This is a genomic window from Scandinavium sp. M-37, assembly GCF_043558715.1.
GTDB lineage: Bacteria > Pseudomonadota > Gammaproteobacteria > Enterobacterales > Enterobacteriaceae > Scandinavium > Scandinavium vulneris_A.
In genome coordinates this window covers 26,523-51,436 of sequence record NZ_JBIGIN010000004.1, presented here as the reverse complement: position 1 = coordinate 51,436, position 24,914 = coordinate 26,523, and the positions used below count along the sequence as shown (strand labels likewise).

Annotated in this window: 23 protein-coding genes; 12 read left to right on the top strand and 11 right to left on the bottom strand. The window is 58.0% G+C overall.

The features are described 5' to 3' along the window. Positions 1-45: 45 nt before the first annotated feature. The 3 genes from mutS to ACG0Z5_RS04800 all read right to left on the bottom strand — a co-directional run bounded on the left by mutS (position 46) and on the right by ACG0Z5_RS04800 (position 3,746). Positions 46-2,607 carry a DNA mismatch repair protein MutS gene (mutS, locus tag ACG0Z5_RS04810; RefSeq protein WP_394445760.1) on the bottom strand — a complete coding sequence of 854 codons (2,562 nt, stop codon included), beginning with the start codon at positions 2,605-2,607 and terminating at the stop codon, positions 46-48. Between the two features lie 159 nt (positions 2,608-2,766). After that, positions 2,767-3,021: a SymE family type I addiction module toxin gene (locus ACG0Z5_RS04805; protein WP_394445759.1), complete on the bottom strand. Its 255-nt coding sequence runs from the start codon at positions 3,019-3,021 to the stop codon at positions 2,767-2,769. A gap of 203 nt (positions 3,022-3,224) precedes the next feature. Next, the gene (locus ACG0Z5_RS04800; protein WP_394445758.1) at positions 3,225-3,746 is read right to left on the bottom strand and encodes a C40 family peptidase; all 522 of its coding nucleotides are present in this window, start codon (positions 3,744-3,746) and stop codon (positions 3,225-3,227) included. A 204-nt stretch (positions 3,747-3,950) separates the two neighbouring features. Here ACG0Z5_RS04800 and ACG0Z5_RS04795 point away from each other — a divergent pair, with 204 nt between their 5' ends. Then, entirely contained in the window at positions 3,951-4,295 is a 345-nt protein-coding gene (locus tag ACG0Z5_RS04795; protein ID WP_394445757.1) for a nitrous oxide-stimulated promoter family protein, read from the top strand. Positions 4,296-4,301: 6 nt separating this feature from the next. Here ACG0Z5_RS04795 and flhA read toward each other — a convergent pair whose 3' ends face one another. Genes flhA through hypA form a run of 6 tightly spaced genes read right to left on the bottom strand, consistent with a single transcriptional unit; the run spans position 4,302 to position 10,021 of the window. Further along, positions 4,302-6,368, bottom strand: a complete 2,067-nt coding sequence (gene flhA / locus ACG0Z5_RS04790) for a formate hydrogenlyase transcriptional activator FlhA (RefSeq protein ID WP_394445755.1) — start codon at positions 6,366-6,368, stop codon at positions 4,302-4,304. Between the two features lie 38 nt (positions 6,369-6,406). Continuing rightward, positions 6,407-7,417 carry a hydrogenase expression/formation protein HypE gene (gene hypE, locus ACG0Z5_RS04785; protein WP_394445753.1) on the bottom strand — a complete coding sequence of 337 codons (1,011 nt, stop codon included), beginning with the start codon at positions 7,415-7,417 and terminating at the stop codon, positions 6,407-6,409. Continuing rightward, a complete protein-coding gene (gene hypD / locus ACG0Z5_RS04780; protein ID WP_394445751.1) occupies positions 7,414-8,535 on the bottom strand; it encodes a hydrogenase formation protein HypD in 1,122 nt (373 codons plus the stop codon). The genes hypE and hypD overlap by 4 nt, the downstream gene beginning before the upstream one ends. Continuing rightward, a complete protein-coding gene (locus tag ACG0Z5_RS04775; protein WP_394445749.1) occupies positions 8,535-8,807 on the bottom strand; it encodes a HypC/HybG/HupF family hydrogenase formation chaperone in 273 nt (90 codons plus the stop codon). Before ACG0Z5_RS04775 ends, hypD begins: the two co-directional genes overlap by 1 nt. Next, entirely contained in the window at positions 8,798-9,667 is an 870-nt protein-coding gene (gene hypB / locus ACG0Z5_RS04770; RefSeq protein WP_394445747.1) for a hydrogenase nickel incorporation protein HypB, read from the bottom strand. Before hypB ends, ACG0Z5_RS04775 begins: the two co-directional genes overlap by 10 nt. A 3-nt stretch (positions 9,668-9,670) precedes the next feature. After that, complete coding sequence (gene hypA / locus ACG0Z5_RS04765; protein ID WP_394445745.1) at positions 9,671-10,021, bottom strand: hydrogenase maturation nickel metallochaperone HypA; 351 nt, start codon at positions 10,019-10,021, stop codon at positions 9,671-9,673. A gap of 309 nt (positions 10,022-10,330) precedes the next feature. Between hypA and ACG0Z5_RS04760 the strand changes: the two genes are divergently transcribed. Genes ACG0Z5_RS04760 through ACG0Z5_RS04715 form a run of 10 tightly spaced genes read left to right on the top strand, consistent with a single transcriptional unit; the run spans position 10,331 to position 21,100 of the window. Next, positions 10,331-10,948, top strand: coding sequence for a 4Fe-4S dicluster domain-containing protein (locus ACG0Z5_RS04760; protein ID WP_394445743.1), 618 nt, complete (start codon positions 10,331-10,333; stop codon positions 10,946-10,948). Next, on the top strand, positions 10,948-12,963 hold the full coding sequence (hyfB, locus tag ACG0Z5_RS04755) for a hydrogenase 4 subunit B (RefSeq protein WP_394445741.1): 2,016 nt from the start codon (positions 10,948-10,950) through the stop codon (positions 12,961-12,963). The genes ACG0Z5_RS04760 and hyfB overlap by 1 nt, the downstream gene beginning before the upstream one ends. Before the next feature lie 10 nt (positions 12,964-12,973). Continuing rightward, positions 12,974-13,924, top strand: coding sequence for a respiratory chain complex I subunit 1 family protein (locus tag ACG0Z5_RS04750; RefSeq protein WP_394445739.1), 951 nt, complete (start codon positions 12,974-12,976; stop codon positions 13,922-13,924). Between the two features lie 16 nt (positions 13,925-13,940). Continuing rightward, positions 13,941-15,380 (top strand): hydrogenase 4 subunit D, encoded by a 1,440-nt coding sequence (locus tag ACG0Z5_RS04745; protein ID WP_394445950.1) that lies wholly within the window; start codon positions 13,941-13,943, stop codon positions 15,378-15,380. A gap of 10 nt (positions 15,381-15,390) precedes the next feature. Continuing rightward, positions 15,391-16,041: a hydrogenase 4 membrane subunit gene (gene hyfE, locus ACG0Z5_RS04740; RefSeq protein WP_394445737.1), complete on the top strand. Its 651-nt coding sequence runs from the start codon at positions 15,391-15,393 to the stop codon at positions 16,039-16,041. Between the two features lie 4 nt (positions 16,042-16,045). Continuing rightward, positions 16,046-17,635 carry a hydrogenase 4 subunit F gene (locus tag ACG0Z5_RS04735; protein ID WP_394445735.1) on the top strand — a complete coding sequence of 530 codons (1,590 nt, stop codon included), beginning with the start codon at positions 16,046-16,048 and terminating at the stop codon, positions 17,633-17,635. Positions 17,636-17,649: 14 nt separating this feature from the next. Then, a complete protein-coding gene (locus ACG0Z5_RS04730) occupies positions 17,650-19,365 on the top strand; it encodes an NADH-quinone oxidoreductase subunit C (protein ID WP_394445949.1) in 1,716 nt (571 codons plus the stop codon). A 10-nt stretch (positions 19,366-19,375) separates the two neighbouring features. Further along, positions 19,376-19,936, top strand: a complete 561-nt coding sequence (gene hyfH, locus ACG0Z5_RS04725; RefSeq protein WP_394445733.1) for a hydrogenase 4 subunit H — start codon at positions 19,376-19,378, stop codon at positions 19,934-19,936. Then, positions 19,923-20,690: an NADH-quinone oxidoreductase subunit B family protein gene (locus ACG0Z5_RS04720; RefSeq protein WP_394445731.1), complete on the top strand. Its 768-nt coding sequence runs from the start codon at positions 19,923-19,925 to the stop codon at positions 20,688-20,690. Before hyfH ends, ACG0Z5_RS04720 begins: the two co-directional genes overlap by 14 nt. Beyond that, positions 20,687-21,100, top strand: a complete 414-nt coding sequence (locus tag ACG0Z5_RS04715) for a formate hydrogenlyase maturation HycH family protein (protein ID WP_394445729.1) — start codon at positions 20,687-20,689, stop codon at positions 21,098-21,100. The genes ACG0Z5_RS04720 and ACG0Z5_RS04715 overlap by 4 nt, the downstream gene beginning before the upstream one ends. An 18-nt stretch (positions 21,101-21,118) precedes the next feature. On the opposite strand, the gene ACG0Z5_RS04710 is transcribed toward ACG0Z5_RS04715, so the two are convergent. Next, a complete protein-coding gene (locus tag ACG0Z5_RS04710; RefSeq protein WP_394445727.1) occupies positions 21,119-22,732 on the bottom strand; it encodes a sigma 54-interacting transcriptional regulator in 1,614 nt (537 codons plus the stop codon). 250 nt (positions 22,733-22,982) lie between these two features. Between ACG0Z5_RS04710 and hycI the strand changes: the two genes are divergently transcribed. Further along, complete coding sequence (gene hycI, locus ACG0Z5_RS04705; RefSeq protein ID WP_394445725.1) at positions 22,983-23,438, top strand: hydrogenase maturation peptidase HycI; 456 nt, start codon at positions 22,983-22,985, stop codon at positions 23,436-23,438. Positions 23,439-23,493: 55 nt separating this feature from the next. Here the strand turns inward: hycI and ACG0Z5_RS04700 are convergent, their stop codons facing one another. Further along, positions 23,494-24,912, bottom strand: coding sequence for a 6-phospho-beta-glucosidase (locus ACG0Z5_RS04700; RefSeq protein ID WP_394445723.1), 1,419 nt, complete (start codon positions 24,910-24,912; stop codon positions 23,494-23,496). Positions 24,913-24,914: the final 2 nt, after the last annotated feature.

The following is a 24,914-nucleotide window of genomic DNA, read 5'->3' as shown; positions in this document are numbered from 1 at the left end:
AAAAGCCGAAAGCATTACGCTTTCGGCTGTTGTTCCAGCGAGGAGTTACACCAGGCTTTTCAGACGATAAATCCACTCCAGCGCCTGACGTGGGCTCAGGGAATCCGGATCAAGATTTTCCAGTGCTTCAACGGCCGGAGAGGTGTCTTCCGGGGCTGACAGCAGCGACATCTGCGTCCCATCCACCTGCGTGGCTCCCGCGCTCGGCGACAGGCTTTCCAGCTCGCGCAGTTTCTGGCGCGCGCGCTTGATAACGTCTTTCGGCACACCCGCGAGGGCGGCAACGGCCAGGCCATAACTTTTGCTGGCTGCGCCGTCCTGCACGCTGTGCATAAAGGCGATGGTGTCGCCATGCTCCAGGGCATCGAGATGGACGTTGGCCACGCCTTCCATTTTTTCCGGCAACTGGGTTAGCTCGAAATAGTGGGTAGCAAACAGCGTCAGGGCTTTGATGCGATTCGCCAGACTTTCGGCACAGGCCCATGCCAGCGACAGCCCGTCGTAGGTTGAGGTGCCGCGACCAATTTCATCCATCAATACCAGGCTTTGCTCGGTGGCGTTGTGCAGGATGTTAGCGGTTTCTGTCATCTCGACCATAAAGGTTGAGCGGCCGCTGGCCAAATCATCCGCCGCGCCGACGCGAGTGAAGATTCGGTCGATAGGACCTATCTCGACTTTTTGCGCCGGAACATAGCTCCCGATATAAGCCAGCAACGCAATCAGCGCGGTCTGGCGCATATAGGTACTTTTACCGCCCATGTTCGGCCCGGTGATGATCAGCATCCGACGCTGTGGCGTCAGATTCAGTGGGTTGGCGATAAACGGCTCATTCAGCACCTGCTCAACCACCGGATGACGGCCTTCCGTAATTCGAATTCCAGGTTTATCGCTGAAGGTCGGGCAGCTGTAGTTCAGCGTGTACGCACGTTCCGCCAGGTTTACCAGCACATCCAGTTCAGCCAACGCGGCAGCGCTTTGTTGCAGGTCTGCCAGGTGTGGCATCAGCATATCGAACAGCTCGTCATACAGCTGTTTTTCCAGCGCCAGCGCTTTACCTTTCGATGTCAGAACCTTGTCTTCGTACTCTTTCAGTTCCGGGATGATGTAACGCTCGGCGTTTTTCAGCGTCTGGCGGCGAACGTAGTGGATCGGTGCCATATGGCTCTGACCGCGGCTGATCTGGATGTAGTAGCCATGCACAGCGTTGTAACCGACTTTCAGCGTATCCAGCCCCAGACGTTCACGTTCGCGAATTTCCAGACGATCGAGATAGTCCGTTGCGCCATCGGCTAACGCCCGCCACTCGTCGAGCTCTGGGTTATAACCCGGAGCAATTACCCCGCCGTCGCGTACCAGTACCGGTGGCGCTTCAACAACGGCGCGTTCGAGCAGTTCACGAAGCTCGGTGAATTCGCCCATTGTTTCGCGAAGCTTCTGTACCGGCGCGCTGTCGACGCTGACCAGCTGTTCCCGTAACGCAGGTAACTGTTGGAAAGCATGGCGCATTCGGGCCAGGTCACGCGGACGCGCGGTACGCAATGCCAGGCGGGCGAGGATACGTTCCAGATCGCCTACCTGCCGCAGCACCGGCTGGAGTTCATCACAGCGGTCCTGCAATGCGCCGATCGTTTGCTGGCGTTCGGTCAGGATTTTGGTATCGCGTACCGGCATGTGCAGCCAGCGCTTGAGCATACGGCTGCCCATCGGCGTAACGGTGCGATCCAGCACTGCGGCCAGGGTGTTTTCGACACCGCCTGCCAGGTTTTGCGTAATCTCCAGGTTACGGCGGGTCGCTGCATCCATGATGATGCTGTCCTGCTGGCGTTCCATGGTGATGGAACGAATATGCGGCAGGGAAGTGCGCTGGGTGTCTTTTACGTACTGCAACAGGCAGCCCGCAGCACACAGCCCACGTGGGGCATTTTCAACACCAAAACCGACCAGATCGCGGGTGCCAAACTGAAGATTCAGCTGCTGGCGTGCGGTATCAATCTCGAACTCCCACAGCGGGCGACGGCGCAGGCCGCGACGGCCTTCAATCAGCGCCGTTTCGGCAAAATCTTCGGCATAGAGCAATTCAGCCGGATTGGTGCGTTGCAGCTCGGCGGCCATGGTTTCACGGTCCGCCGGTTCGCTCAGGCGAAAACGTCCGGAGCTGATATCCAGAGTGGCAAAACCGTAGCCTTTGCTGTCCTGCCAGATGGCCGCCAGCAGGTTATCCTGGCGCTCCTGCAAAAGCGCTTCATCGCTGATGGTACCAGGGGTCACAATGCGCACGACCTTACGCTCGACCGGCCCTTTGCTGGTCGCCGGGTCACCGACCTGCTCGCAAATGGCTGCCGATTCACCCAGATTAACCAGCTTAGCGAGGTAGTTTTCGACCGCGTGATGCGGCACGCCTGCCATCGGGATTGGCTCACCCGCTGATGCGCCGCGTTTGGTCAACGAAATATCGAGCAGTTGCGACGCACGCTTGGCATCGTCATAAAACAGCTCGTAAAAGTCACCCATACGGTAAAACAGCAGGATGTCCGGATGCTGGGCTTTCAGCTTCAGGTACTGCTGCATCATTGGCGTGTGAGCGTCGAAATTCTCAAGTGTGGTCATGGAGTTATGATGTCCATTTCGTTGAAAAACAAGTGTATTCAGGCGCTTTTCATGCGCGTTCATTTCAGACATTGTCGCATGAACGACGGCGTTCTCGCAGCAAAAACTACGCCCGCTTCTGGCCTGAAACTTCAACAAAAAATGACACACTATCCGGCTTCAGTCGCTGGCATCAGCGTCTTCTGCCTGTGGCTGAAGAATGAGTTGGCCGTGCTTTACGACAATATTGACGCTGGTGCCGGTGGGAAAGCCTGCCTCTTCAAGCCAGTTACCGCTGAGGATAAGGCTTGGATGGCGGCTGTAATGGCGCGTCCGTCCGGTTTTCGGATCCTCATGGCGCTTCCTGACATAGCTGACCTTAATCTGTCGTGCGCTTTTCGCGATGTCCGCTACTGCCTTGATATGTAGATTCATTCTCCGTCACTCCTTTGTGGTCCGCGGGAGAAGTATAAAAAGGAGTGGGTGTAATAACAGCGAATTCTCTGCGTTAAAAATCAGGATTGCGCAGGGCTTTCAGGAGAAAATGTAACAGCTGGGTTGTTTCATGAATTACTGGATAACTGCTCGGAAAATCAATAAAAAACCCCGGTGATGCGCTGACATCACCGGGGTTCTCTTTAGGCGTTATCGGTAATACGCCGGGCGGTTTCGTAGTGTGCCTGCCAGTAATTATTAGCTAGGCTTGAAACGGTGACCCCTTTTATTTTCGACGCGTGGATAAATTCATTATTTCCCACATAAACACCGACATGGCGGGTCGATTTTGAGGTTTTGAAGAACACCAGGTCGCCGGGTTTCAGTTCATCCTGAGAAATATGATAACCATTATGAATTTGCTGACCGGTAGTGCGCGGCAGATTCATGTTCATAGAACCGTGCATAATGGCCTGCATCAGTGCTGAGCAGTCGATACCACGATGTGAGCTACCGCCCCAGTGATAACGTGTACCCTTCCATTGTGAATATTCAGCCAGGATTTTTGATTTTATATTGTCTTGCTGCGGGGCTGAAACGTGAGTGGTCTGGCTATGATTCTCTAGTGAGGTAAAACTTGACGGTAAATTAAAAGCACAGGCGTGACCTGCAATGACGGTGGTGGCACACAGTACCATCGCGGGGAATAATGTAGATAAATGCATATATGAAAAATTCTTCAATAAAGAGCGAAAAAATCCTTACGAATAAGTGACCGGACTCCTCCCGGAAGGTGTGCAAATAATATACAGTGCTCATTTTTTGTCCATGCCTTGATCGGTCTCTTTTTGGACTGAGACGGACAGGGTGGCTGGAATCCCTGATTTTTAAAGGGTATTATTGATGCAACTTATGATTGAGGGCGCAGGATGATGAGCAGCCGTATCCGCAGAGAAAAACGCACCATCGCTCGGATGATCGCGCTCTATGAGCAGCAGTGTCCGCAGGCCATTTCAACGCCGGGGCATTATCAGGCGCTGAATGCCTACGCTGAAAAACGGCTGGATAAATGTGTGTTTGGCGAACAAAAACCGGCGTGTAAACAGTGCCCGGTGCACTGCTATCAGCCTGCCAAAAGAGAAGAGATGAAGCTGATTATGCGTTGGGCAGGGCCGCGTATGCTCTGGCGTCATCCGGTCCTGACCGTCCTGCATTTAATTGACGACCGGCGTCCGGTGCCTGAATTACCGGAAAAATACCGGCCAAAGAAATAGCCTCCATCACGCCAGCGTCTCCTTATCAATTCCCAGCCGTTTCATTCTTGATAGCAGAGTGGTTCGTTTCAGCCCCAGCCTTTGTGCGGCACCTTTTGGCCCGGCAACCACGCCGTTGGTCTCCTTCAGAATGCGGATGATTTGCTGTGCCTCATTTTCCCCTTCGAGCAGCGGTTCTGCCGGGAGTGAGACGGGAGAATAGCTCCATTCCGGCAGAGAAAGCTGCAGCACGTTGCCCGGCGTGAGCAACACCGCGCGCTCAATGACGTTCTCCAGTTCACGCACGTTGCCCGGCCACGGCATGTCGCACAGGGTGCGCAGGGCGTGGGTCGGGATGCTGTCAATCTGGCGGCCAAGGCGACGGGCAATCTTGCTGGTAAAGGCCTTCGCCAGCAGGGGAATGTCGTCCGGGCGTTCGCGAAGCGGTGGCAGCTGGATAGGGAAAACGTTCAGGCGATAGTACAGATCGCTGCGAAATTCCCGGTCTTCCACCATCTGACGTAAATCGCGGTTAGTGGCGGCAATCAGGCGCACGTCGGTACGGATAAGCGTGTTGCTGCCGAGGCGTTCAAATTCCTGCTCCTGCAACACGCGCAGCAGTTTAGGCTGCAACTCCAGCGGCATGTCGCCGACTTCATCCAGAAACAGCGAGCTTTTGTCCGCCAGTTCGAAACGGCCGGTGCGCGGTGCGCTGGCCCCGGTAAATGCCCCGCGCGAATGGCCGAACAGGTCACTTTCCAGCAGCCCGGCGGGCATGGCGGCGCAGTTCATCTTAATCATCCGCTTTTCTCTGCGCTGGCTGAGATGATGAATGGCGCGGGCAATAAGCTCCTTGCCGGTGCCGGTTTCACCGAGAATTAGCACTGTGCTGTCGCTCTGCGCCACCATTTCCACCTGGCGAAGCACCTCAAGCATCGCATCGCTGCGCCCGATAATATCGCCGAACTCGTTATCCAGAGTATTCAACTGTTCGGTCAGCACCTTATTTTCATCCGCCAGCCGCTCTTTTAAGCGTTGAATTTCCTGATACGCCAGCGCGTTATCCACCGCAATCGATACCCGTCCGGCAATTTGTCGCAGCAGCCGCAAATTACTGGCATTGAACACCTGCTCGTTACGCTGTGCCAGTTTCAGCACGCCCAGCATGGTCTCGCCGGACATCAGCGGCAGCAGGCAAATGCTTTGCAACTCGTTGCCCCACAGGGAAAACAGCTGGCGGTCGCCCTGTGCCAGCTGGTTCATATCGGCCAGCGTCAGCAGCATCATCTGGTGATTTTTGAACACCTGTTCGCTAAGCGAGCCGGATTCGTCCACTTCGGCTACGTCATGCAGCGGCGTATCGCCATCCAGATAATGACTGGTATACACATCAAGTTTGCCCGGCTGCGCGCTACGCAGCACCACGCTGATGGCATCAAGGTGGAAGTGATGATGCAGCGATTTCGCGACCTCACCGACCAGCTCGTCAATATCCAGGCGCGACAGCACGGCATTGGTGATATCGACCAGGATGCGGAAATTATCGCGCTCAACGCGAAGCTGCTGGCGATCCGCGCTGCGGCTGAGGCGGGTCTGCAACTGCTCGACGACAATAGCCACCAGTTGGGCCAGCGTTTGTAGACGCTGGAGCTCTTTATCGCTCCACGGCGTCTGATTGGCGCGAATAAATTCACAGCCGCCGAAAATATGGCCTTCCTGCGCCAGCGGCAGTAAGGCATAGCGGCCAAAAGGGCCATAAAGAGGACTCTGCGAAAGTGCCGGCCAGCTGGCGCAAAACTCAGGATAGTCGCACTGCAGCGTGTCGGGTCGTGACAGCAGGCGGTGGATAGGGCCCTGCGCCAGCAGCTTTTCCTCTCCGCTGCGGCAGGAGCCGACAGCCGGGCTTGTGACATAACTCACCCGCTGATTACCCGGCTGCCACAGCAGGACAGCCACGCGTTCGGCGAGTCCCGCCTGTTTCACCCGCTGCGTGAGGGTGTCAGCCAGGCCGTTGAGGTCAGGTTGTTGCAGTAAAGATCGGGTGATATCGAGCAATCCTTGCTGGCCGAGGTCGCTCATCGCAGTCGTTGACATAGGGTTCATCCACCGTGCGCCGCTGGCGCGAAAAAGCATTAACAGATCCGCGGTAGCGGTTCAGCATGAGGTAAATCCAGCGTTCGTCGTACGCCGTACAGTCCCGTCAGATGCACCCCCCGGCGTTCGCTGATTTCGCCGATAATGGCGGCATCGCGTCCCAAAGGATGGGCCTGAAGTTGGGCGAGTACCCGCTCTGCGGCAGCGGCTGCCACGCCGATAACCAGCTTGCCTTCGTTGGCAAAGTTCAGCGCGTCCAGCCCCAGTAGTTCACACACGCCACGCACCGCGCTGTTAACGGGCAGCTTCGCTTCGTACAGCATCACCCCACAGCCGCTGGCGGCGGCGAACTCATGCGCCACGGCGTTCACTCCGCCCCGGGTGGCATCACGCAGCGCTTTGACGCCCGGAATGTCGCGCAGCGTCTGGATTATTGGGGTTAATACCGCGCAGTCGCTGCGCAGGCTGCCGTCCAGCCCAAGCTGTTCACGCAGATTAAGGATCGCCGCCCCGTGATCGCCCAGGGTGCCGCTCACCAGCAGGACATCGCCCGGCTGTAACTGCTGTGCGCCCCAGTGGATCTCCGCGGGGATCGCGCCCAGCCCGGCGGTGTTGATAAACAGCTTATCCGCCGCGCCGCGTGGCACCACTTTAGTGTCGCCGGTGACAATAGCGATCCCGGCGGCTTTTGCCGTTGCCGCCATGCTGGCGACGACCTGTTCCAGGGCCGCCATCTCCAGCCCCTCTTCGAGGATAAATCCGCACGACAGATAACGTGGGATGGCCCCGCTGACGGCGACGTCGTTGGCGGTACCGCACACCGCCAGTTTGCCAATATCCCCGCCGGGGAAAAATAACGGGTCGATAACGTAGCTGTCGGTGGAAAAGGCCAGCCGGTCGCCGCTGGCGGTGAGTAAGGAGAGGGCGATCCGCGCCTGATCTTCCTGTTCGGCCAGCCACGGGTTAGCAAACGCACGCATAAACAAATCGTTGATCAGCTGCTGCATCGCCTGGCCGCCGCTGCCATGGGCTATTTGTACGGTTTTCATTGTTGACCTTCCTGACTACGATACTGATACCACGCCGCGCAGGCCCCTTCGGAGGAGACCATCAGCGCGCCGAACGCGCTTTGCGGGTTGCAGGTGTTGCCAAACAGCGGGCACTGATGAGGCTTACAGCGCCCGGTGAGCACTTCGCCACAGCGGGCACGGGGATCGTCACACACCTCGCGTTGTGGCGGCTGGAAATGCGCTTCGGCATCGAAACGCTGATAGTCGGCGGCGAGTTTCACCCCGGATTCGGCAATCACGCCCAGGCCGCGCCATTCGCTGTCACCGTTGACGGTAAACACCTCGGCAATCGCCTGTTGAGCCAGCGAGTTACCGGCATCGGGCACCACGCGGCGATACTGATTTTCAACCCGGCTGACGCCTGCGATTTTCTGTTCAACCAGCATGCTGACGCCCTGCAGTAAATCCAGCGGCTCAAAACCGGCAACCACCAGCGGGCGCTGAAAATCAGCGGCGATAAAGTTGTAGCGGGCGGTGCCAATCACCATGCTGACATGGCCGGGGGCAAGGAATGCATCAATGCTGTTATCCGGCTGTTCGAGCAGGCTGCGCAGGGTAGGGATCAGCGTAATGTGCTGGCAAAAAAAGAAAAAGTTACTGAGGTTTTTGGCTTTCGCCTGTTGCAGTGTGATGGCGGTGGCGGGCATGGTGGTTTCAAACCCCAGGCCGAAAAACACCACCTTGCGCTGGGGATTTTCCGCCGCCAGCCGCAGGGCATCCATCGGCGAATAAATGATACGAATATCGGCCCCGCGCGCTTTGGCCTGCATTAACGAGCCATTTTTACCGGGGACGCGCATCGCATCGCCAAAGGTGCAGAAAATCACGTCGGGATGGCTGGCAATATCAATACAGCTGTCGATCCGGCCCATCGGCAGCACGCAAACCGGACAGCCCGGACCGTGGATAAACTCGATGTTGTCGGGCAGGAGTTGGTCGAGGCCAAAACGGAAAATGGCGTGCGTGTGACCGCCGCACACTTCCATTATTCGCAGCGGTCGCTCGCGGGTGGAGGAGAGCAACAGCGCCCGGTTTTTCAGATGGGCAATGAGCTGCATCACCTGCTCGGGGGCGCGGTATTCATCAACAAAACGCATTAGCGATCCTCGCCCCACATCAACGCCCCGACATCGGGTTCAACGTCGAACATGTTTTGCAGCGCCGCCAGCGTGTCGCGGGCTTCGGCTTCATCAATCACGCTCATTACGAACCCGACATGAACCAGCACCCACTGGCCGATGCGCGATTGACCCTGTTCATCGGTAACGCCGACCAGCGTCAGGTCGACATCGCGTTGGATACCGCACACGTCAACCCTGGCCTGCTGACCGCTGATGGCACAAATCTGCCCGGGAACGCCTATGCACATCGTTGCATCTCCAGCCAGGTCAGCCACTGATCCATTCCTTCGCCGCTGGTGGCGGAAATGAGGATTGCCTCAATCGTGGGATTCACCTGGCGGGCATACGCCAGGCAGCGCTCGACGTCGAATTGCAGGTACGGCAGCAGATCGATTTTGTTGAGCAACAGCAGCGAGGCGGCGGCAAACATCTGCGGGTATTTCAGCGGCTTGTCTTCACCTTCGGTGACCGACAGCACCGCGACTTTGTGCCGCTCGCCGAGGTCGAAACTGGCCGGGCATACCAGGTTGCCAACGTTCTCGATAAACAGAATGCCGTTGTCCTCCAGCGGCAGGCGCGGTGCGGCGTCCGCAATCATCTGCGCATCCAGATGGCAGCCTTTGCCGGTATTGACCTGAATCGCGGGTGTGCCGGTGGCGCGAATGCGCGCCGCATCGTTCACCGTTTGCTGATCGCCTTCAATCACCGCACAGGGCACGCGGCCGTTGAGGCGCGTTAGCGTTTCGGTCAGCAGCGTGGTTTTCCCGGAGCCGGGGCTGGAAACCAGATTCAGCACCAGCAACTCTCGAGCGGCAAACCGTGCCCGGTTGCGGGCGGCCAACTGATTGTTTTTGTCCAGCACGTCGATTTCGACTTCCAGCATTTTGCGCTGACTGATACCCGGCGCGTGTGTCCCGGCTTCACCGTGACCATAGTGCAAATCGCCCTGCGCCGAGCGCTGCGGGCTGAAATCGGATGTAATCCCGGTGATGGAAAGCGCCGGGAGGGAAGCGGGCGCAAACGGCGCTCCGCGAAAGGCCGAGTGCGGATTGTGCTCATCACCTTCGATGTAGCGATTGCCATCCGCGCAGCCGCAGGTTGTACACATACCTTATTCCTCAATGACTTCGATACGCTGAATCTGAAAACCGTCGTCAGCGACAATGCGTAACCGATCGCTGCCGCAATCGGGGCAACGACGAACGTGCTGTGACAGCAGCTGCACATATTTCTGACACGCCGGGCACCAGCATTCCGCCAGCTGTTCTTCAATGTGCAGTTGGCAGCCTTCGGCTATCGTGCCGCGGCACACCAGCTCAAAACAGAAACTGACCGAGGCGGGTTCCACGCAGGAAAACGCCCCGATTTTCAGCCAGACGGCACTCACGCGGGTGGCGTGGTTAGCGAGCGCCTGTTGCTCAACAATTTCCAGCGCCCGCTGGCACAGGGTGATTTCGTGCATAACGTCTCTCGTCTGTTCAACTTCTCCGGTTAAAGCAAAAAACAGGCCATTATTTATGGCTTTGATTTTTAAAGGTAAGTCACGAATCGACATTCTCTTAATGACATTTGTGACGGCGCATCGCCACAAATGACGGTGAGAAAAAACCGCGGGAGCGACGACGATCGTCACAATCGTCGTCACGCTGACGATGACAGTGGTTTGTCAGTGGGAAATCAGGTTATCTCTTTGATTTAACTTTAAATGATTTGATGGCACGCAAATTGCTACACAAGCCGGATAATTTTCTTCCGCTTCAGAGGAATAACCATGAACCGCTTTGTCATTGCGGATCCTCAATGGTGCATCGGATGCAATACCTGCCTCGCAGCTTGCTCAGATGTCCATAAAACGCAGGGGCTCCAGCAGCACCCGAGGCTTGTGATGGCGCGCACCGGCGAGAATACGGCGCCGGTGCTGTGCCGTCATTGCGAAGACGCCCCCTGCAAACGGGTGTGTCCGGTGAACGCCATCGCCGTTGAGGACGATAGCGTGCAAATCAATGAGAGCCTGTGCATCGGCTGCAAGCTGTGCGGCCTGGTATGCCCGTTCGGGGCGATTACGCCTGCGGGCAGCACGCCGTTGAACGTACCTGCGCAGTTTGAACACTTCGTTCCGGCCGCCATGCTCAGCGACGTGCCGGTGAGCCCGGACGGCATGAACCCGTTCCTGAGCTGGAACGCGGGCGTGCGTGCCATCGCCGTGAAATGCGACCTGTGCCATTTCTTACCGGAAGGTCCGGCCTGTGTGAGCGCCTGTCCGACCAAAGCGCTGCATCTGATTGAACCGCAGGCCGTCAACGCGCAGATGAAAGCACGCCGGACGCAAACGGCGCTATCGATGCCGGAGACCTTACCGGGTCTGAACCTTGCAGGGGAGCAACGCTAATGGATTCACTGCAATTACTGATGTGGTCGCTGGCACTGTACGTCGTTGGGGGCGTGGTTTCTCTGCTGTTGCAAAAAAACGAAGCGCTGGCTATTCGGGTGGCGGGTTTAAGCGCCATCCTCGGCGGGCTGTTGGGGTTATGCAGCGCGCTGCCGCTGTTGTTCAGCGGGGAGGTTCTGCACTGGAGCGCCGCGGGGCCATTCCCGTTCGCCGCCTTCAGCGTGCGCTTTGATAGCCTGGCGGCATTTATGGTGACGGTCATTTCTCTGCTGGTCACGCTCTGCGCCCTCTATTCCCTCTCTTATATGCAGGAATATCTCGGCAAAGGCGCGGCGTCGATGGGGTTCTTTATGAACCTGTTTATCGCCTCGATGGTTGGCCTGGTGGTGATGGATAACGGTTTCTGGTTCATCATTCTGTTCGAAATGATGTCGCTGGCCTCGTGGTTCCTGGTCATTGCCGATCAGAGTGAGGAGTCAATCAAAGCCGGGCTGCTGTACTTCTTCATCGCCCACGCCGGATCGGTGCTGATCATGGTGGCTTTCTTCCTGATGTGGCGCGAAAGCGGCAGTCTGGAGTTTGAGTCATTCCGTCAACTGCATCTGTCTGCTGGCCTGGCATCGGTGGTGTTCATTCTGGCGTTCCTCGGCTTTGGGGCGAAAGCGGGGATGTTGCCGCTGCACAGCTGGCTGCCGCGCGCGCACCCGGCGGCACCGTCTCATGCCTCGGCGTTAATGTCCGGGGTGATGGTCAAAATCGGTATCTTCGGCATCATCAAGGTCGGAATTGACCTACTGGGGGCGACCGAAAGCTGGTGGGGCATCGTGGTTCTGGCATTCGGTGCCGTCTCGTCGGTGCTCGGCGTGTTGTATGCGCTGGCGGAGCACGATATCAAGCGTCTGCTGGCGTGGCACACCGTCGAGAACATCGGCATCATCCTGATGGGTGTGGGGGTCGGCATGGTCGGCATCGCGACCCATCATCCGCTGCTGGCGACCGTCGGCCTGCTGGGAGCGCTGTTCCACCTGCTCAACCATGCGCTATTCAAAGGGCTGCTGTTCCTCGGCGCAGGGGCGGTGATTTTCCGCGTCCACACCCGGGATATGGAAAAAATGGGTGGTCTGGCGAAGCTGATGCCGCTCACCGGCACCGCGTTCCTGATTGGCTGCATGTCCATTTCTGCGCTGCCGCCGCTGAACGGTTTCGTCAGCGAGTGGTTCACCTATCAATCCCTGTTCACCATGAGCCACGATGGCGACTTTGCCCAGCGTCTGGCCGGGCCAATTGCGATTGTGATGCTGGCGATCACCGGCGCCCTGGCGGCGATGTGCTTCGTCAAAGTCTATGGCATCAGCTTCTGTGGCGGTGCGCGCAGCGAGCAGGCTGAACACGCCCGTGAAGTGCCCTGGCCGATGACCGCAGCGATGATCGTCATGGCGCTGTTGTGTGTGGCGCTCGGCGTTGGGGCGTCGGTTGTGGCACCGGTGCTGGCGCAGGTCGCCACCTCGCTGGCGCACACCCCGGCGTTGATTGTCGCCCACAATACTCTCCTGCAACCGGGCGACAGCGCCCAGGCGATGTTCTCCCCGGCGGTCTCTTTCCTGCTGCTGTTGGGCTTGCCGCTACTGCCGCTGGTGGTGTGGTGGGTTCTGCGCGGCGAGCGTGGGCCGTTCCGCCGTCGCGGCGAGCCGTGGGCCTGTGGCTATGCCTGGGAAGACGCAATGTCCGCCTCCGCAGGTAGCTTTACCCAGCCGCTGCGCGTGATGTTCGGCCCGCTGTACCGGATGCGTAAACAGCTCGATCCTTCGCAAGCACTGGGCCGCAGCCTGACCAAAGTGACTGACGGTGCAGCGGCGGTCGAACCTTTCTGGGACGAGCGCATTATCTGGCCGCTGGTGCGGCTTGTTCAGCGCGCCGGTTTGGGCATCCAGCGGATGCAGAGCGGGGACTTCCGCCTTTACTGCCTGTATGTGGTGGTGGCGCTGGTGGTTCTGTTACTGACCGTGGCCCTGTGAGGAGAGTGAGATGTTAATCCAACAAACGCCAGAGTGGGGCATGGGGCTGTTCGCAGTATGCCAGGCCGTCATATTGCTGGCCCTGACGCCGCTGATGACCGGCATTTCCCGCCAGATCCGGGCGCGTATGCATTCCCGCCGTGGACCCGGCATTTTGCAGGACTATCGTGACCTCAACAAGCTGTTGAAACGCCAGCCGGTGGGGCCGGATCAGTCCGGGGCGATGTTCCGCGTGATGCCGTGGATCCTGCTCAGCAGCATGCTGCTGGTGGCGATGGCGTTGCCGGTCTTTACCCAGACCTCGCCGTTCGGCGGGGCAGGGGATTTGATAACCCTGCTGTACCTGTTCGCGCTGTTCCGTTTCTTCTTCGCCCTTTCCGGGCTCGACAGCAGCAGTTCGTTTGCGGGCATTGGGGCCAGCCGCGAACTGACGCTGGGCATTCTGGTGGAGCCGATTCTGATCCTCGGCCTGCTGGTGGTGGCGCTGATCGTGGGGTCGACCAACATCGGCACCATCAGCGCCGCGCTGTCGCAGGGCTGGAGTTCGCCGCTGGCTATCTTCATGGCGTTCCTCGCCTGTGGCTTCGCCTCGTTTATTGAGATGGGCAAAATCCCGTTCGACGTGGCCGAAGCCGAGCAGGAGTTACAGGAAGGCCCGCTGACCGAATATTCCGGTTCCGATTTTGCGCTGGTGAAGTGGGGGATTGGCCTCAAGCAGGTGGTGGTGGCCGAAATGTTCCTCGCGGTGTTTTTGCCCTTTGGCAAAGCGGCAAGTCTCACCCCAGGCGCACTGCTGCTGGCGTTGGCGGTGATGTTCATCAAGCTGCTGGTGGTGTTTGTGCTGGCGTCGCTGGTGGAGAACTCGCTGGCGCGAGGGCGATTCCTGCTGACGCATCATGTCACGTGGCTCGGGTTTGGCGTCGCGGCGCTGGCCTTCGTCTTCTATTTTACTGGGCTGTAAGGAGCGCCGTGAAATGATGGAAAAAATAGCGCTGACGACCCTGCTGGTGCCGTTTATCGGCGCGCTGCTGACGGCCTGTGCACCGAAGACGCGGGCGAAACACCTTTGTTCTTTCTTCGCCCTGATTGCGACGCTCGGCACGGTGATTCTGGGCTGGCAGTTTCTGGCCGCTGGCAAGGTCGATGCGACCTACACGCTGGTGAGCTATCACGGTGTCGCCCTGTTCGGCTTCACAGTGGACAGAATCAGCACCCTGATTGCCTTTGCGGTGGTGTTCCTCGGCCTGCTGGTGAGCCTCTATTCCACCGGTTATCTGACCCGTGGCAACCGAGAGCATCCGCACGATGGCGGCAACCGGTACTACGCTTTTCTGCTGATTTTTATCGGTGCAATGGCCGGGCTGGTGCTCTCTTCAACCTTGCTCGGTCAACTGCTGTTCTTCGAAATTACCGGGGGCTGTTCCTGGGCGCTGATTGGCTATTACCAGACGCAAAAATCACAGCGTTCAGCCATGAAAGCGCTGCTGATTACCCACGTCGCCTCGCTGGGGTTATACCTCGCGGCCGCGACGCTGTTCCTCAATACCGGCACCTTCGCGCTGAGTGCGTTGAGCCAGCTACAGGGGACGGCGAGCTATATCGTTTATGGCGGCATCCTGTTCGCGGCCTGGGGGAAATCTGCCCAGCTACCCATGCAGGCCTGGCTGCCGGATGCGATGGAAGCCCCAACCCCAGTTAGCGCTTACTTACATGCTGCCTCGATGGTGAAAGTGGGCGTCTACATCTTCGCTCGCGCCATCCTGGAAGGCGGCAACGTGCCGCATGCCATTGGCTGGGTGGGTATCGTGATGGCCACCATCACCATGATTTACGGTTTCATGATGTATCTACCGCAAAAAGACATGAAGCGGCTGCTGGCGTGGTCGACCATCACGCAGCTGGCGTGGATGTTCCTCGCTCTGTCGATGGCGGCGCTGGGCTCGAAGCAGGCGCTCGACGGCGGGATTGCCTACATCTTCAACCATGCCTTCGCGAAGAGTCTGTTCTTCCTGGTGGCGGGGGCGTTCAGCTACAGCTGTGGTACTCGCCTGTTGCCGAAACTGCGCGGGGTGATGAGCAAATCACCACTGCTTGGGATCGGCTTCTGCGTAGCGGCGCTGGCGATTGCCGGGGTGCCGCCTTTCAACGGCTTCTTCAGCAAATTCCCCGTGTTTGCCGCCGGGTTCACCCTCTCAGCCGAACACTGGGAACTTATCCCGGTGATGGTGCTGGCGCTGGTGGAATCCGTGGCCAGCTTCGCCTGGCTTATCTACTGGTTCGGGCGCGTGGTGCCTGGAGAGCCGAGCCCGGAAGTGGCGCAAATGACCCCGCTGCCGTTGGCGATGCGGGCCGTGTTAGTCGTGCTGGTGGTGATGTCGCTGTGTTCCAGCGTGATTGCCGCGATGTGGCTTAATTAAGGAGACGACGATGACCGGAGCCTTACTCGTAAATAATCTCGCCGGGCTGATGATGGTGACGTCGCTGCTGGTGATTGGCGCGAAACATCCGCGCGGGGCCTGCTGGTGCTATGCGTTACAGTCGCTGGTACTGGTGCTGATTTTCTTCACCCTCTCACGCACGCTCGATTCCGAACAACTGCTGATGTGGTCCTTCAGCGCGTTGCTGACCAAAGTTATCCTGGTGCCGCTGATTATGGGCTTTGCGCTGCGCAAGCTTGCCGATCCGGCCGCCGATGTCAGCCTGATTAGCCCGGTACTGCTGATGATTGCCGCGGCGGTGATTGTGGTGCTGTGCTGGCTGGTGGTGCGTCCGGTAGAGCTTCCGCTATTGCAGGAACTGAAACCCGCCCTGGCGGTGGCGCTCGGCCACTTCCTGTTGGGTCTGCTGTGCATCGTCACCCAGCGCAACATTCTCAAGCAGGTGTTTGGCTACTGCCTGATGGAAAACGGATCGCATCTGGTGCTGGCGCTGTTAGCCAATAAAGCGCCGGAGCTGGTGGAAATTGGCATCGCGACCGACGCCATTTTCGCGGTGATTGTCATGGTGCTGATGGTGAGAAAAATCTGGCGCACGCTCGGCACGCTCGATGTCAATCAACTGACGGCGCTGAAGGGATAACACAATGAGTCATTCTGCAATTTTCACCCTGTTACTCGTGACGCCGCTGCTGTTCGCGCTGCTGGCGTTTGCCTGTCAGCGTTTGGGTGCGCAGGCCCGCGTGGCGGTCACGCTGCTGCACGGCGTCGGCATTCTTGTTCTGCTGGCGGTAACGCTGTACGCCGTCGGTCAGGTTTATCTTCAGGGCGAGCTGTTCTCCACCAATCTGTGGCTGCATCTCGACAGCCTGAGCGCGCTGTTTTTGGCGCTCCTCGGCATTATCGGTTTCCTTACCGGACTCTACTCCATCGGCTACATGCGCCATGAGGTCGACGAAGGCGAGATTTCCGTTACCACGCTGTGTAACTACTACGGTTTCTTCCACCTGTTTCTGTTCACCATGATGCTGGTGGTGACCAGCAACAACCTGATTGTCATGTGGGCGGCGATTGAAGCCACCACCCTCAGTTCCGCCTTCCTGGTGGGAATTTACGGTCAGCGTTCGTCCCTGGAAGCGGCGTGGAAGTACATCATCATCTGTACCGTCGGCGTGGCGTTCGGCCTGTTCGGCACCATTCTGGTGTACGCCAACGCTGCGAGCTTTATGCCTGACGCGCACAACGCCATCTTCTGGAGCGAAGTGCTCAAACATGCAGATCAGCTCGATCCGACCCTGATGCATCTGGCGTTTGTGTTTGTGCTGATTGGCTTCGGCACCAAAACCGGGCTGTTCCCGATGCACGCCTGGCTGCCGGATGCGCACAGTGAAGCGCCAAGCCCGACCAGCGCCTTGCTCTCTGCGGTGCTGCTTAACTGTGCGCTGCTGGTGATTATCCGCTTCCACATCATCATCACCCAGACCATTGGCTCGTCATTCCCGAATACGCTGCTGGTGGTGTTCGGCCTGCTGTCGGTGGCGGTGGCGGCGTTCTTCATTCTGGTTCAACAGGATGTTAAACGTCTGCTGGCCTACTCCTCCGTGGAAAACATGGGGCTGATTGCCGTGGCGCTGGGCATCGGCGGCCCGCTTGGGGTGCTGGCCGCGCTGCTGCACACCCTCAACCATAGCCTCGCGAAAACACTGCTGTTCTGCGGTTCTGGCAACGTGTTGCTGAAGTACGGCACCCGCGATCTCGGCGTCGTGCGAGGGATGCTCAAACTGATGCCGTTCAGCGCGGTATTGCTGGCCGCAGGCGCGCTGGCGCTGGGCGGGATGCCGCCGTTCAACGTGTTCCTCAGTGAATTTATGGTGGTGACGGCGGGCCTCGCCGCCGGACACCTCTGGCTGACTATCGGCCTGCTGCTGCTGTTAACCGTGGTGCTCGGCGGCCTGGTGCGAATGGTAGCGTGCCTGCTGTTTGGCGATGCGCCACCGGCGACCAGCCGGGGCGAGCTGGGTTGGCTGACCACGCTGCCGATGGCGATTTTGCTGATCCTGATGCTGGTGATGGGCACCCACATTCCACAGCCGGTGAGCCGTCTGCTGGAAAATGCCGCGTCGATTGTGATGCATCAGTCTCCCCAACAGGAATTTGCGTGGCCGTGGGCGAACAAACCCGCCGCTGCCGCTAACCACAGTCTTTGCACCCGCGAGTGCGCTGGAGAAACGAAGTGAGTTATCAACAATATATGAACGGCCTCGCGCAGGGCGATGTACGCGGTTTGGGCTATCTGGCGTTGCTGCGGGAGAAATTCCCCGGCGCGGTGCTGGATGAAGAGCGTCAGACCAACGATCAGGTGACCATCACCGTCAAAATCAACCAACTGCCGGAGATTGTTGAGTTTCTCTATTACGGCTGCGGCGGCTGGTTACCGGTGCTGTTTGGTAACGATGAGCGCTCGCTCAACGGCCATTTCGCGGTCTACTACGCGATGTCGATGGAAGAGGGCGAGAAGTGCTGGGTGGTGGTGAAAGGCCTGGTCGATCACTCGCTTGAGTTCCCGTCCGTGACTCCGCGCGTCCCGGCGGCGGTATGGGGCGAGCGTGAGATCCGTGACATGTACGGTCTGAAGCCGATTGGCCTGCCGGACGAACGTCGTCTGGTGCTGCCGGATGACTGGCCGGACGACATGTATCCACTGCGCAAAGACGCAATGGACTATCGCCAGCGCCCGGCCCCGACCACCGAAACGGAAACTTACCCGTTCATCAACGACGGCGACAGCAAGGCGCGCGTGGTGCCGATTGGCCCGATGCACATCACCTCTGATGAACCGGGACATTTCCGTTTGTTTGTCGACGGCGAGACCATTGTCGATGCCGATTACCGTCTGTTCTACGTCCATCGCGGGATGGAGAAACTGGCTGAAACCCGCATGGGTTATAACGAAGTGACCTTCCTGTCTGACCGCGTGTGCGGTATCTGCGGGTTTGCGCATAGCGTGGCCTACACCACTTCGGTGGAAAACGCGCTGGGTATCGTGGTGCCCCAGCGGGCGCACACCATCCGCTCGGTGCTGCTGGAAGTTGAACGCCTGCACAGCCATTTGCTCAACATCGGGCTGTCGAGCCACTTTATCGGCTTCGATACCGGCTTCATGCAGTTTTTCCGGGTGCGTGAAAAATCGATGATGATGGCGGAAATGCTCACCGGCTCGCGTAAAACGTATGGCCTGAACCTGATCGGCGGGATCCGCCGCGATATCCTCAAAGAGCAGCGGATTAAAACGATCCAACTGGTGCGCGAAATGCGCGCGGAAGTGACCGAACTGGTGGACATGCTGATGTCTACGCCGAACATCGGTCAGCGTACTCAGGGGGTGGGTATTCTCGACCGCAAGGTGGCCCGCGATTACAGCCCGGTTGGGCCGCTGATCCGCGGCAGCGGCTTCAAGCGCGACATGCGTTTCGACCATCCGTATTCGGACTACGGCAACCTGCCAAAAACCCTGTTCGCCTATGACGGCGGCGACGTGTTCTCCCGCGTGATGGTGCGTGTGAAAGAAACCTTCGACTCGCTGGCGATGATTGAATATGCGCTCGATACCATGGGCGACGGCCCGCTGCTAACCGAAGGCTTTACCTATCAACCCCACAAATTTGCGCTCGGCTACGTTGAAGCCCCGCGCGGGGAAGACGTCCACTGGAGCATGCTCGGCGACAATCAGAAGCTGTTCCGCTGGCGCTGTCGCGCGGCGACTTACGCCAACTGGCCAGTGCTGCGCTACATGCTGCGTGGCAACACCATTTCCGACGCACCGCTGATTATCGGTAGCCTCGATCCGTGCTACTCCTGCACCGACCGCGTCACGCTGGTGGATGTCCGCAAACGCAAGTCCACCACCGTGCCGTACAAAGAGATTGAACGCTATAGCATTGAGCGTAAGCACTCGCCGCTCAAGTAAGGATTAAACGATGCTAAAACTGTTTAAAACTATCCTGAAAGCGGGCGAACCGACGGTCAAATACCCGTTTCAACCGCTGGAGATTAGCCCCGATTTTCGGGGCAGACCGGAGCTTAACCCGCAGCAGTGTATCGCCTGTGCGGCGTGCACCATGGCTTGCCCGGCCAACGCGCTGACCATGGAAACCCATCCGGAAAGCAACGAGCGACGTTGGCAATTGTTCATCGGGCGCTGCATTTTTTGTGGCCGCTGCGAAGAGGTTTGCCCGACGAAGGCCATTCGCCTGACCAATGATTTTGAGCTGGCGGTGACCAACAAAGCCGATCTCTACGTTAAGGCGGTGTTCCGCCTGCAACACTGTGACCTGTGCCAGCTGCCGTTTACCCCGGAAAAATCGGTGCAGTACGCGGTAGAGCTGCTGCGTCAGTCGGGCGTCAGCGATGAAGCACTGGCCGGGATGGCGTCGCAGTTTACGACCTGTCCGGCGTGTAAACGCCAGCAGACGCTGGGCCAGCATGATGCACGCATCTTCAGTTTATCCGCCGCGGAGGAGCCCCATGAGCGAGTTTAATCATCACGCCAGCCAGCCGATAACCCTGGTAGACGACGCGGCGCGTATGAAACAAACGCTGTTGAAAGACATTAAGCGTTCGGCGTATGTGTATCGGGTGGATTGCGGGGGCTGCAACGGCTGCGAAATCGAAATTTTCTCGGCCATTACCCCGGTGTTTGATGCTGAGCGCTTCGGCATTAAAGTCGTTGCCTCACCGCGTCACGCCGATATTTTGTTGTTTACCGGAGCGGTCACGCGTGCGATGCGCGTCCCGGCGCTGCGGGCGTATGAGTCCGCCCCGGATCCGAAAATCTGTATCTCCTACGGCGCATGCGGCGTGGGCGGGGGAATTTTCCATGATCTTTACTGCGTGTGGGGCGGGAGCGACACCATCGTGCCGGTCGACGTATGGATCCCCGGCTGTCCGCCAACGCCTGCGGCGACGATCCACGGTTTTGCCGTGGCGCTGGGTTTGCTCGATCAAAAACTGAAAGGCATTGAGCACGTGCAGGGTGAAGGCGAAAAACCGGCAATGATTCTGCCTGACGTGCCGCTGACGCTGCGGGTGGCGGTTGAACGCGAAGCCCGCCGGATGGCGGGTTATCGGCAGGGCGGGGATATCAGTATACATCTGCTGTCGATGATTCAGCACAAGCAGCCGTCGCAGGCGGCGCACGACGTTGAAGCCTGGCTGCGCAAAGAGAACGATCCGCGTCTGGCGGAGATTGTTCATGCGCTGATGGCGGTGATTGCCGGGGAGGTGACGGCGTGAGCGAAAACGGAAAAGTGACCTTCTGGTCGCTACGACAAAAGTTCGTCGACAGCGATGATGACATGCCTGCGGAAAGCCAGCAGGTGATGTATTACTCGCTGGCGATTGGTCATCACGTCGGGATGATCGACTGCCTGAAAACCGAGCTGGAATGCCCGCTGGAGGGGTATACCGAATGGCTGAAATTGCTCCCGGCGGGTGATGCCCGCCGCAAGCTGCGGGGGTTGCTGACCTTCGGGGAGATAACCATTGATTCGACCCACACCTCGCTGCTGGCGAACGCCCTGTCGGCGCTGAGCCGTCAGGGTGATGAGCCCTATAAAAGCTGGAGTCTGCGGCTGATCGAACTGCTGGCTGAGATCGAACGTGAACCGGCTATCTACCTGATCGTCAAACGCCAGCGGGCATAATCCTTGCGCGGGAGGCTGTCACAGATCCCGCGTGTTGATCCCCAGACGCTGCATACGCGAAAGCAGCGTCGTTCTTTTCAGACCCAGTTTTTGCGCCGCCCCTTTTGGTCCCGCCACAATCCCATTGGTTTCCCGCAGTGCCTGCACGATCCTTTCCCGTTCACCTTCATCATTTTCCGGAACCTGCGGATTGAACATCGGTGGCAGCTTCATTGCGGCGGGCTGCACACGTGGCGTCTGGTTAGGCGACGAAGGTATTTTCAGATCGTTAAGTTGCAGATTCAGCGTATTGCCCTGGGTGAGGATCACCGCGCGTTCAATCACGTTTTGCAGTTCACGTACGTTACCCGGCCACGGATACTGACACAGCGCCTGCAACGAGGCGGTGGGAATGGTGTCGATGGTTTTGTTCATGCGCGCCGCCAGCTTCTGCGTAAACCACGTCGCGAGCAGCGGAATGTCTTCCGGACGTTCGCGTAGCGGCGGGATCACAATCGGGAACACGTTCAGGCGATAAAACAGATCGCTACGAAAGGCGCGGTCCTGCACCATCTGATGCAAATCGCGGTTGGTGGCGGCAATCATCCTGACGTTCACCGGAATAACCTTACTGCCGCCGAGGCGCTCGACTTCGCGCTCCTGCAACACGCGCAGCAGTTTGGGCTGCAGTTCCAGCGGCATATCGCCGATTTCGTCGAGGAACAGGGTGCCACCGTCGGCCATTTCAAAGCGCCCGATGTGGGTGCTGGTGGCCCCGGTAAACGCTCCCTTTTCATGGCCGAACAGGTCGCTTTCCAACAGGCTCGCCGGAATAGCGGCGCAGTTCATTTTGACCAGCGAATGGCTGGCGCGCTGGCTCAGCTTGTGAATAGCGCGAGCAATCAATTCCTTACCGGTCCCCGTTTCCCCCAGCAGCAGTACCGTGCTGTCACTCATGGCGACCATTTCCACCTGACGCAGCAGGTTCTTCATCGCCGTGCTCTGGAAAATAATGTCGTTCAGGCTTTCGACATTTTGTATTTGCTCGTTAAGCCAGATATTTTCCTGCTTTAACGAATCTTTTAGCCGGGTTATTTCATTCCACGCGTTAGCGTTATCCACCGCGATGCTGATGCGCGACGCAATTTGCCCCAATAATGAGCACACCGCCGGGGTAAAGGCGCTGGCATCGGTATGGGCCAGAATTAATATTCCCGGTGAGTGCGCATTAAAGGTTAACGGCAACAGCAGGGCGGCCTGCATGTTGGCAGCAAATAAATCCTGCAACAGCGGATCGCACAGATTGTCATGCAACGCGACGGCCTGAGGCTGCCCGTTATCCAGCACGCCTTTGACCACACTTTGTGCCAGAGGATAGGTTTTTTGTTGGCAATAGTGGCAGTTGTCGTCATGCCAGCCGCAGGCGGTTACCGGGAAGGCCTCAGACGTTTCGCTGTCGAAAAAGGCTATCGACACGCAGGGAATGGCGAAGAAGCGATGGATGTCCTGGGCGATGGCGTTGACCAGGCCCTCTCTGTCGAGATGCGCCAGCACCGAGTTAGTGATATCCACCAAAATTCGGTATTCATCACGTTCGTCCTTTAACTGATGAAAGAATTCGAGTAATTCAGGTTCGACCCCAGAATTGATCATGGCTATCAATTGATTATTCCACTCCGTATTTGTAATGGGAATGGTTCTTATTTTCTTGCCACTCAACTTCTTTACATCATTCATCGCGTTAGCCTGTTTTCGAGAAATTGCAGCGCGGCGGGTTGCATCTGCAATGCTATTTGAGATCAGTATTTGCGGGCTGCGTGCAATATAAGATACCCCCTTAGGATCATTCGTTGATATCAATGGGTAGTTTGCTCATTCAGGCCAACTTTATTGGGAGAAAAACGTGTCCAACGTATTACTGTGTGTCGGTAACAGCATGATGGGCGACGACGGCGCGGGGCCGCTGCTGGCGGAAATGTGCGCCGCAGCGCCGAAAGGGGATTGGCTGGTGCTCGACGGCGGCAGCGCACCGGAACGAGAAGTCGCGGCCATCCGGGAGATGCATCCGCAGCGTTTGCTGATTGTCGATGCCACTGAGATGGGGCTGGAGCCGGGCGATATCAGAATTGTCGATCCCGATGATATTGCCGAAATGTTCCTGATGACCACGCACAACATGCCGCTCAACTACCTGATCGATCAGTTGAAAGAGGATGCGGGTGAAGTGACTTTCCTTGGCATTCAGCCGGATATTGTTGGCTTCTATTATCCGATGACCGAGAAGGTGAAAGCGGCGACGGAGACGGTATATCAGCGGCTGGAAGGCTGGGTGGGCGACGGCGGGTTTGAGCGCTTGTAGGGAAATACCCGATGGGCGTAGGCCCGGTAAGCGTTAGCGCCACCGGGCAAGAGTCTTACACCAAATCTTCTCCGTTGCTGGCAATCACCTTTTTATACCACCAGAACGATTTCTTGCGCGAACGCGCCAGGGTGCCGTGGCCTGAGTCGTCGCGGTCGACGTATACAAAGCCGTAGCGTTTGCTCATCTCACCGGTGGACGCTGCCACCAGGTCGATGCAGCCCCAGGTGGTGTAACCCATCACTGGAATGCCGTCGTCAATGGCGTCGCCCATCGCCTGGATATGCTCGCGCAAATAGCTGATGCGGTAGTCGTCATTGATTTCGCCGTTGGCTTCTACCACGTCTTTCGCCCCGAGACCGTTTTCCACGAGGAACAGCGGTTTCTGATAGCGGTCATACATCATGTTCATGGTGATGCGCAGCCCCAGCGGGTCAATACCCCAACCCCATTCGCTGGCCTTGATGTGCGGGTTTTTCAGCGATTTGACGATGTTGGCCGCGTTGGTGTTATTGCTGTTCATATCCGCCGATGCGCAGCGGGAGGCGTAGTAGCTGAACGACACGAAATCGACGGTATGCTTTAAGATCTCATCATCGCCAGGCGCTTTTTCGATGGTTACGCCTTTTTCGCGGAACACGCGGGCAGAGTAGGCCGGATAAGCCCCACGCGCCTGCACGTCGATGAAGAACAGGTTTTCACGGTCTTTTTCCAGCGCCATCCACACGTCTTCCGGCTTGCAGGAATAAGGATAGAAGTTGCCGCCCGCCAGCATACATCCGACCTGGTTCTGCGGGTTGACCTCATGAGCGATTTGGGTCGCCATGGCGCTGGCAATCAGCTCATGGTGCGCGGCCTGATACTTCACCTGCTCCTGGTTTTCACCTTCTTCAAACACCAGCCCGGCCCCGGAATACGGGCTGTGCAGCATGATGTTAATTTCATTGAAGGTCAGCCAGTATTTCACCAGCCCATCAAAGGCTTCAAAACACGTCCGGGCGTAGCGGGTGAAGAACTCCACCATTTTACGGTTGCGCCACGAGCCGTATTCCACCACCAGGTGCATCGGCACGTCGAAATGACATAGCGTCACCAGCGGTTCGATATTGTACTTTTTGCACTCGGCAAACAGGTCACGATAAAACGCGATGCCTTCCGCGTTCGGCGTTAGCTCATCGCCGTTCGGGTACAGACGCGCCCAGGCAATCGAGGTCCGAAACACGGTGAAGCCCATTTCAGCCATCAGCGCGATGTCTTCTTTATAGCGATGATAGAAATCAATCGCCTGATGACTGGGGTAGTACTCATCCTCGCGCAGGGTAAAACGCTTTTCCTGGCCGAGTTTAACCGGCATCCGGTTCGTGCCGTGTGGGATGGTGTCGACGGTGCTCAGACCCTTGCCGCCCTCCAGATACGCGCCTTCAGACTGGTTAGCGGCCAGTGCGCCGCCCCATAAAAATCCATTAGGAAACATGC

Excerpts from the sequence above, each read along its gene's own strand:
- hypE (WP_394445753.1), bottom strand. The coding sequence starts at position 7,417 with ATGAAAACCGTACAAATAGCCCATGGCAGCGGCGGCCAGGCGATGCAG.
- ACG0Z5_RS04800 (WP_394445758.1), bottom strand. The coding sequence starts at position 3,746 with ATGCATTTATCTACATTATTCCCCGCGATGGTACTGTGTGCCACCACC.
- ACG0Z5_RS04760 (WP_394445743.1), top strand. The coding sequence starts at position 10,331 with ATGAACCGCTTTGTCATTGCGGATCCTCAATGGTGCATCGGATGCAAT.
- hypA (WP_394445745.1), bottom strand. The coding sequence starts at position 10,021 with ATGCACGAAATCACCCTGTGCCAGCGGGCGCTGGAAATTGTTGAGCAA.
- ACG0Z5_RS04775 (WP_394445749.1), bottom strand. The coding sequence starts at position 8,807 with ATGTGCATAGGCGTTCCCGGGCAGATTTGTGCCATCAGCGGTCAGCAG.
- ACG0Z5_RS04730 (WP_394445949.1), top strand. The coding sequence starts at position 17,650 with ATGAACGGCCTCGCGCAGGGCGATGTACGCGGTTTGGGCTATCTGGCG.
- ACG0Z5_RS04735 (WP_394445735.1), top strand. The coding sequence starts at position 16,046 with ATGAGTCATTCTGCAATTTTCACCCTGTTACTCGTGACGCCGCTGCTG.
- ACG0Z5_RS04710 (WP_394445727.1), bottom strand. The coding sequence starts at position 22,732 with ATGATCAATTCTGGGGTCGAACCTGAATTACTCGAATTCTTTCATCAG.
- ACG0Z5_RS04750 (WP_394445739.1), top strand. The coding sequence starts at position 12,974 with ATGTTAATCCAACAAACGCCAGAGTGGGGCATGGGGCTGTTCGCAGTA.
- hypD (WP_394445751.1), bottom strand. The coding sequence starts at position 8,535 with ATGCGTTTTGTTGATGAATACCGCGCCCCCGAGCAGGTGATGCAGCTC.
- flhA (WP_394445755.1), bottom strand. The coding sequence starts at position 6,368 with ATGTCAACGACTGCGATGAGCGACCTCGGCCAGCAAGGATTGCTCGAT.
- ACG0Z5_RS04745 (WP_394445950.1), top strand. The coding sequence starts at position 13,941 with ATGGAAAAAATAGCGCTGACGACCCTGCTGGTGCCGTTTATCGGCGCG.
- hyfB (WP_394445741.1), top strand. The coding sequence starts at position 10,948 with ATGGATTCACTGCAATTACTGATGTGGTCGCTGGCACTGTACGTCGTT.
- hypB (WP_394445747.1), bottom strand. The coding sequence starts at position 9,667 with ATGTGTACAACCTGCGGCTGCGCGGATGGCAATCGCTACATCGAAGGT.
- ACG0Z5_RS04795 (WP_394445757.1), top strand. The coding sequence starts at position 3,951 with ATGATGAGCAGCCGTATCCGCAGAGAAAAACGCACCATCGCTCGGATG.
- ACG0Z5_RS04720 (WP_394445731.1), top strand. The coding sequence starts at position 19,923 with ATGAGCGAGTTTAATCATCACGCCAGCCAGCCGATAACCCTGGTAGAC.
- hyfE (WP_394445737.1), top strand. The coding sequence starts at position 15,391 with ATGACCGGAGCCTTACTCGTAAATAATCTCGCCGGGCTGATGATGGTG.
- ACG0Z5_RS04700 (WP_394445723.1), bottom strand. The coding sequence starts at position 24,912 with ATGTTTCCTAATGGATTTTTATGGGGCGGCGCACTGGCCGCTAACCAG.
- mutS (WP_394445760.1), bottom strand. The coding sequence starts at position 2,607 with ATGACCACACTTGAGAATTTCGACGCTCACACGCCAATGATGCAGCAG.
- hyfH (WP_394445733.1), top strand. The coding sequence starts at position 19,376 with ATGCTAAAACTGTTTAAAACTATCCTGAAAGCGGGCGAACCGACGGTC.
- ACG0Z5_RS04805 (WP_394445759.1), bottom strand. The coding sequence starts at position 3,021 with ATGAATCTACATATCAAGGCAGTAGCGGACATCGCGAAAAGCGCACGA.